Annotated in this window: 7 protein-coding genes; 5 read left to right on the top strand and 2 right to left on the bottom strand. The window is 72.4% G+C overall.

What is annotated here, in order from left to right:
- Positions 1-8 precede the first annotated feature (8 nt).
- From tsaD to ACFWEG_RS10940, 3 genes are read left to right on the top strand one after another with little or no spacing between them, the layout of a single operon-like run.
- Entirely contained in the window at positions 9-1,115 is a 1,107-nt protein-coding gene (gene tsaD / locus ACFWEG_RS10930; RefSeq protein ID WP_387212044.1) for a tRNA (adenosine(37)-N6)-threonylcarbamoyltransferase complex transferase subunit TsaD, read from the top strand.
- On the top strand, positions 1,112-1,369 hold the full coding sequence (locus tag ACFWEG_RS10935) for a hypothetical protein (protein WP_387212047.1): 258 nt from the start codon (positions 1,112-1,114) through the stop codon (positions 1,367-1,369). The genes tsaD and ACFWEG_RS10935 overlap by 4 nt, the downstream gene beginning before the upstream one ends.
- 58 nt (positions 1,370-1,427) lie before the next feature.
- Positions 1,428-1,955 (top strand): hypothetical protein, encoded by a 528-nt coding sequence (locus ACFWEG_RS10940; RefSeq protein WP_387212050.1) that lies wholly within the window; start codon positions 1,428-1,430, stop codon positions 1,953-1,955.
- Positions 1,956-2,154: 199 nt separating this feature from the next.
- On the opposite strand, the gene ACFWEG_RS10945 is transcribed toward ACFWEG_RS10940, so the two are convergent.
- Both ACFWEG_RS10945 and ACFWEG_RS10950 read right to left on the bottom strand, forming a co-directional pair.
- Positions 2,155-3,330, bottom strand: a complete 1,176-nt coding sequence (locus ACFWEG_RS10945; RefSeq protein WP_387212053.1) for a methyltransferase domain-containing protein — start codon at positions 3,328-3,330, stop codon at positions 2,155-2,157.
- A gap of 20 nt (positions 3,331-3,350) precedes the next feature.
- The gene (locus ACFWEG_RS10950) at positions 3,351-3,926 is read right to left on the bottom strand and encodes a Uma2 family endonuclease (protein ID WP_387212056.1); all 576 of its coding nucleotides are present in this window, start codon (positions 3,924-3,926) and stop codon (positions 3,351-3,353) included.
- Positions 3,927-4,136: 210 nt separating this feature from the next.
- On the opposite strand from ACFWEG_RS10950, the gene groES reads away from it, so the two are divergent.
- Together groES and groL are read left to right on the top strand one after the other, a co-directional pair.
- Positions 4,137-4,445, top strand: a complete 309-nt coding sequence (gene groES / locus ACFWEG_RS10955; protein ID WP_387212071.1) for a co-chaperone GroES — start codon at positions 4,137-4,139, stop codon at positions 4,443-4,445.
- 111 nt (positions 4,446-4,556) lie between these two features.
- Entirely contained in the window at positions 4,557-6,185 is a 1,629-nt protein-coding gene (groL, locus tag ACFWEG_RS10960; RefSeq protein ID WP_387212059.1) for a chaperonin GroEL, read from the top strand.
- The last annotated feature ends 56 nt before the right edge of the window (positions 6,186-6,241 follow it).

The raw sequence follows: 6,241 nt of genomic DNA on the forward strand, positions 1-6,241 counted from the left end.
GACAGGCCATGGCTGACGAACCGCTCGTCCTCGGCATCGAGACCTCCTGCGACGAGACCGGCGTCGGCGTCGTCCGCGGCACGACCCTGCTCGCCGACGCGGTCGCCTCCAGCGTCGACGCGCACGCCCGCTTCGGCGGCGTCGTGCCCGAGATCGCCTCGCGCGCGCACCTGGAGGCGATGGTCCCCACCGTCGAGCGCGCGCTGAAGCAGGCGGGCGTCGCCGCGTCCGACCTCGACGGCATCGCCGTGACGGCCGGCCCCGGCCTCGCCGGCGCGCTGCTCGTCGGCGTCTCGGCGGCGAAGGCGTACGCCTACGCGCTCGGCAAGCCGCTGTACGGGGTCAACCACCTCGCCTCGCACATCTGCGTCGACCAGCTGGAGCACGGGCCGCTGCCCGAGCCGACGATGGCGCTGCTCGTCTCCGGCGGGCACTCCTCGCTGCTGCTCGCCCCGGACATCACCACCGACGTCCGCCCGCTCGGCGCGACGATCGACGACGCGGCCGGCGAGGCGTTCGACAAGATCGCCCGGATCCTGAACCTGGGATTCCCCGGCGGCCCGGTCATCGACCGCTACGCGCGCGAGGGCGACCCGGACGCGATCGCCTTCCCGCGCGGGCTCACCGGCTCGAAGGACCCGGCGTACGACTTCTCGTTCTCCGGGCTGAAGACGTCCGTCGCCCGCTGGATCGAGGCGAGGCGGAACGCGGGGGAGGAGGTGCCGGTGCGGGACGTGGCGGCGTCCTTCCAGGAGGCGGTCGTGGACGTGCTGACCCGCAAGGCGGTGCGCGCGTGCAAGGACGAGGGCGTCGACCACCTGATGATCGGCGGCGGGGTCGCGGCGAACACGCGGCTGCGGGCGCTGGCGGCGGAGCGGTGCGAGAAGGCGGGCATCCGGCTGCGGGTGCCGCGGCCGGGGCTCTGCACCGACAACGGGGCGATGGTCGCCGCGCTCGGCGCGGAGATGGTCGCGCGGAACCGGCCGGCCTCCGCGTGGGACCTGTCGGCGGACTCCTCGCTGCCGGTGACGGACCCGCACGTGCCGGGCCGTGCGCACGGGGGCCACTCCCACGACCACGTGCACGAGACCGCGAAGGACAACCTCTACTCATGACGGTCGCCCTGATGTGGGAGGCGAAGGCCGCGCCCGGCCGGGGCGCGGAACTCCTCGCCTGGGCCCGCGCGTGCGTCCTCGCCCCCGCGCCGGTCCGCCGCGAGACCTACACCGCCCCTGCGGACCGCGTCCTCGTCATCACCCACTGGGACGCGGCGTTCGACGCACCGCTGCCCGAACTCCCGCCCCCACCCGACGAGTTGACGGCCCGCCCGCCGCACCGGTGGCGCTTCGAGGCGGCCGCGGAGGACTGAACGGGGCGGGGGCGGTCATCCGATGTGCATGGAGACTTCGGACGCTCAACTCGTGCCCGTGGCCGGAAAGTTGATGGAGTTCACCGGCGTGGTCTGGCAGGACCTGCTGCTCAACGCCCTGACCGCCGCGGCCGCGTACGGCGTCATCGTCTGGTTCATCTGGTGGCGCCGGGAGTGGAAGTACGGCAACGAGGGCGCCGTCAAGCGCTACAAGGGCGACGAGCAACGCAACGACGGTCTGCGGGCCCGGTCGCGCTGGATCATGGCGGCCGTCTCCATCCCGGCCGCCCTGATCCTGGCCGGGTACGGCCTGGTGCTCTGGCTCGGCACCTCGGGCAAGGCCTCCGGCGGCGGGCTGCTCGCGCTCGTCCTGGCCGGCGTCCTCCTCCTCGCCTGGCCGGTCCTGCTGCGCTTCGCCCGCCCCGGCATCCCCCGCCCCGCCCGCGCCCCCCACGACGGCGGCCGCGTCGCCCGCGAGAAGGTCAAGGCGCGCGAACGCGAGGAGAAGCTCCGCGAGGAGGGCCGCAAGGCCGTGGCCAGCCTCCGCCCGCTCCCGGGCACCCCCGGCCGACCGCGCGAGCGCTGAGCGCGCGGGGCCGTACCGGGCGAGGCCCCGCCTCCGGCTCGGCGGCGCCGCCTCACCAGCTCGGGCCCGCCCCTGTGGTCCCGCGTCGCCTCTGCCGCCCGCTCGCCGGTGTGCGCGGCCGGACCGGGCGTCGTTCCGGACCCGCCGTCGCCGCGCTCCGGCCGCGGAGGTCCTCGCCGCGCTGACGGGGCCGGTCCGGTCAGCCCTTCGCCGGGTGGCCGATCAGCATGGTCGGGGCGCCCGCGACGCGGGTCAGGAAGACCGTCGCCGCGTTCGGGCCCGAGAGCTTCATCTTGCGGCGCAGTTCCTCGGGCTCGACGGCCGAGCCGCGCTTCTTGACGGTCAGGACGCCGACCTCGCGTGCGCGGAGGAGCGCTTTGAGCTTCTTGACGCCGAAGGGGAGGACGTCGGTGATCTCGTACGCGGTGGCGTACGGCGTCTCGCGCAGTTCGTCCGCGGTGACGTACGCGATCGTCTCGTCGATGAGCCCGCCGGCTAGGTCGTCGGCGACCTCGGCGACGAGGTGCGCGCGGATGACGGCGCCGTCCGGCTCGTAGAGGTAGCGGCCGACGGACCGCACCGGCGGGTCGGGCAGGCCGCGACCGGTCAGGGTCGCGGCCGACGGCAGCAGGGTCGCGCGGACGCGGCCCGGCTCGCCGCCCCGCCACAGGACCGCCTCCTTGACGTCGCCGCCGTCGGAGATCCACTCCGCCTCGAAGCCGTCGGGGACGGCGTCGTGCGGGATGCCGGGCGCGACCTTCAGCGCGGCGAAGGGTGCGCGGCGGGCGGCCGCGGTCGCCCAGGACAGCGGGGGCGAGTACGCCTCGGGGTCGAAGATCCGGCCGCGCCCGCCGCGCCGCGCGGGGTCGACGAAGACGGCGTCGTAGGGCGCGGTGTCGACCTCGGTGACGTCGGCGCAGCGGACCTCGATCAGGTCCGCGAGGCCGAGCGCGTCCGCGTTGGCGCGCAGCACCTCCGCGGTGAGCGGGTCGCGGTCGACGGCGAGCACCGCGATGCCGGCCCGGGCGAGCGGGATCGCGTCCCCGCCGATCCCGCAGCACAGGTCGGCGACGCTCCGCACCCCCCGCGCGGCGAACCGCGCGGCCCGGTGCTCGGCGACCGCCGCACGGGTCGACTGCTCGACCCCGTTCGGCGTGAAGAACATCCGGTACGCGTCCTCCGCCCCGAACTTCGCCACCGCCCGCTGCCGCAGCCGCGCCTGCCCCAGCGCCGCGGACACCAGCTCCGCGGGGTGCTCCCGCCGCAGCCGCGTCGCCGTCGCCAGCTCCCGCGCCGGATCGTGGTCCCGCAGCCCGTCGAGCAGCGCGAGACCCGCGGGCGAGCGGAGGGCGGCGAAGGCGTCGAGATCGTTCACCGGGCCATTGTCGGCCTTGGTCAGTAGAGCGTGTCCAGCGCGATGGTCATCGGGAACGGTGCCGCGATGTCCAGCGTGCCGCGGTGGATGCCGGTGGCGACATAGGCGCCGGTGGTGTCGTCGAGCTCGTAGGTGTGCACCACCGGCTTGTCCTTCTCGTTCTCGATCCGCCAGAAGTGCCGGATGCCGGCCTGGGCGTACTTGAACGGCTTGGTCTGCCGGTCGCGTTCCTCGGACTCGGCGGAGACGATCTCGACCGCGAGCACGACCTCGGAGGGCAGGTACTGCGTTCGTGAGCCCTGACGGGGGGCATTCACGATCAGCACGTCCGGTTCGGGGCCCTGCCGTTTCGCCAGCCGCACGGTCATCTCAGTGACGACGCGCAGTGGGGGTTCGTCTGCCGGAACGACATCCTCTATGGCGTTGGCCAGCCGCCGCATTACCACGCTGTGAAAGTCGGTCTGCGGCGACATCATGATGAGCGCTCCGTCGATGAGCTCGAACGCCGGGGCGTCGGCCGGAAGCCGGGACAGGTCGTCCACCGTCCAGCCGCCGGGCGGAGGGTAGAACCAGTCGGGGATCGGTTCTGCGGTCATGCCGCTCAGGGTAGTCCCGAGCCACCCACGCGGGTACGCGATTGGCACTCCGCTTGACCGAGTGCTAATCGCGGTCATAGTCTCGGGCCTGGCACTCACCGCAGGAGAGTGCCAACCAGCGACCGGACGGTTCGGCCCCCGCGACGGCGGACCCACCTGGTCGCCACCCCATGACGTAAAACCCCGTAGATCTCCGAAGGGGGAGACCGGATCGTGACCGCAAGCTCCAAGGTTGCCATCAAGCCGCTCGAGGACCGCATCGTGGTCCAGCCGCTCGACGCCGAGCAGACCACCGCCTCTGGCCTGGTCATCCCGGACACCGCCAAGGAGAAGCCCCAGGAGGGCGTCGTCCTGGCCGTGGGCCCGGGCCGCTTCGAGAACGGCGAGCGCCTCCCGCTCGACGTGAACGTCGGCGATGTCGTGCTCTACAGCAAGTACGGCGGCACCGAGGTGAAGTACAGCGGCGAGGAGTACCTCGTCCTCTCGGCCCGCGACGTGCTCGCGATCGTCGAGAAGTAATTCTCCTCGCACTTTCTGCATGTGATCCGCGCTCCTGGCCCCTGCTACTCATCGAAGCCGGGCGGCAGGGGCGCGGTTCGTCTTTCCCCCGAGAGGACTGACTGAAGCTCCATGGCGAAGATCCTGAAGTTCGACGAGGACGCCCGTCGCGCCCTTGAGCGCGGCGTCAACAAGCTTGCCGACACGGTCAAGGTGACGATCGGCCCCAAGGGCCGCAACGTCGTCATCGACAAGAAGTTCGGCGCGCCCACCATCACCAACGACGGTGTGACGATCGCCCGCGAGGTCGAGCTCGACGACCCGTACGAGAACCTCGGCGCTCAGCTGGTGAAGGAGGTGGCGACCAAGACCAACGACATCGCGGGCGACGGTACGACCACCGCCACCGTGCTCGCCCAGGCGCTGGTCCGCGAGGGTCTGCGCAACGTCGCCGCGGGCGCCTCCCCGGCCTCCCTGAAGAAGGGCATCGACGCCGCGGTCCGCGCCGTCTCCGAGGAACTCCTCAAGACCGCGCGCCCGATCGACGACAAGTCGGACATCGCCGCCGTCGCCGCGCTCTCCGCGCAGGACCCGCAGGTCGGCGAGCTGATCGCCGAGGCGATGGACAAGGTCGGCAAGGACGGTGTCATCACCGTCGAGGAGTCGAACACCTTCGGTCTCGACCTGGACTTCACCGAGGGCATGGCCTTCGACAAGGGCTACCTCTCGCCCTACATGGTCTCCGACCAGGAGCGTATGGAGGCCGTCCTCGACGACCCGTACATCCTGATCCACCAGGGCAAGATCGCCTCGATCCAGGACCTGCTCCCGCTGCTCGAGAAGGTCATCCAGGCCGGCGCGTCGAAGCCGCTGCTGATCATCGCCGAGGACGTCGAGGGCGAGGCGCTCTCCACCCTCGTCGTGAACAAGATCCGCGGCACGTTCAACGCCGTGGCCGTCAAGGCCCCCGGCTTCGGCGACCGCCGCAAGGCCATGCTCGGCGACATCGCCACCCTCACCGGTGCGACCGTCATCGCCGAGGAGGTCGGCCTCAAGCTCGACCAGGCCGGTCTGGACGTGCTCGGCACGGCCCGCCGCGTGACCGTCACCAAGGACGACACCACCATCGTCGACGGCGGCGGCGACGCCTCCGAGGTCACCGGCCGCGTCAACCAGATCAAGGCCGAGATCGAGTCCACGGACTCCGACTGGGACCGCGAGAAGCTCCAGGAGCGCCTGGCCAAGCTCGCCGGCGGCGTGTGCGTCATCCGCGTCGGCGCGGCGACCGAGGTCGAGCTCAAGGAGAAGAAGCACCGTCTGGAGGACGCCATCTCCGCGACCCGCGCCGCGGTCGAGGAGGGCATCGTCTCCGGTGGCGGCTCCGCGCTCGTCCACGCCGCGAAGGTCCTCGAGGGCAGCCTCGACAAGACCGGCGACGAGGCCACGGGTGTCGCGGTCGTCCGCCGCGCCGCGGTCGAGCCGCTGCGCTGGATCGCCGAGAACGCGGGCCTCGAGGGCTACGTCATCACCTCGAAGGTCGCCGAGCTGGAGGCCGGGCAGGGCTTCAACGCGGCCACCGGCGAGTACGGCGACCTGGTGAAGGCCGGCGTCATCGACCCGGTCAAGGTCACCCGCTCCGCGCTGGAGAACGCCGCGTCCATCGCCTCGCTGCTCCTGACGACCGAGACCCTCGTCGTCGAGAAGCCCGCCGAGGAGGAGGCCGACGCCGGCCACGGCCACGGTCACGGCCACTCCCACTGAGTCCCGGCGCCGACGCGCCGCACCGCTCCTTCCGGAGGCCCGGCCCCGTCTCGCAC

It is taken from the genome of Streptomyces sp. NPDC060194, from assembly GCF_042728285.1.
GTDB lineage: Bacteria > Actinomycetota > Actinomycetes > Streptomycetales > Streptomycetaceae > Streptomyces.

Bases quoted from the DNA above. Each gene is read 5' to 3' on its own strand.
- ACFWEG_RS10950 (WP_387212056.1), bottom strand. From the start codon at position 3,926: ATGACCGCAGAACCGATCCCCGACTGGTTCTACCCTCCGCCCGGCGGC.
- ACFWEG_RS10935 (WP_387212047.1), top strand. From the start codon at position 1,112: ATGACGGTCGCCCTGATGTGGGAGGCGAAGGCCGCGCCCGGCCGGGGC.
- groL (WP_387212059.1), top strand. From the start codon at position 4,557: ATGGCGAAGATCCTGAAGTTCGACGAGGACGCCCGTCGCGCCCTTGAG.
- tsaD (WP_387212044.1), top strand. From the start codon at position 9: ATGGCTGACGAACCGCTCGTCCTCGGCATCGAGACCTCCTGCGACGAG.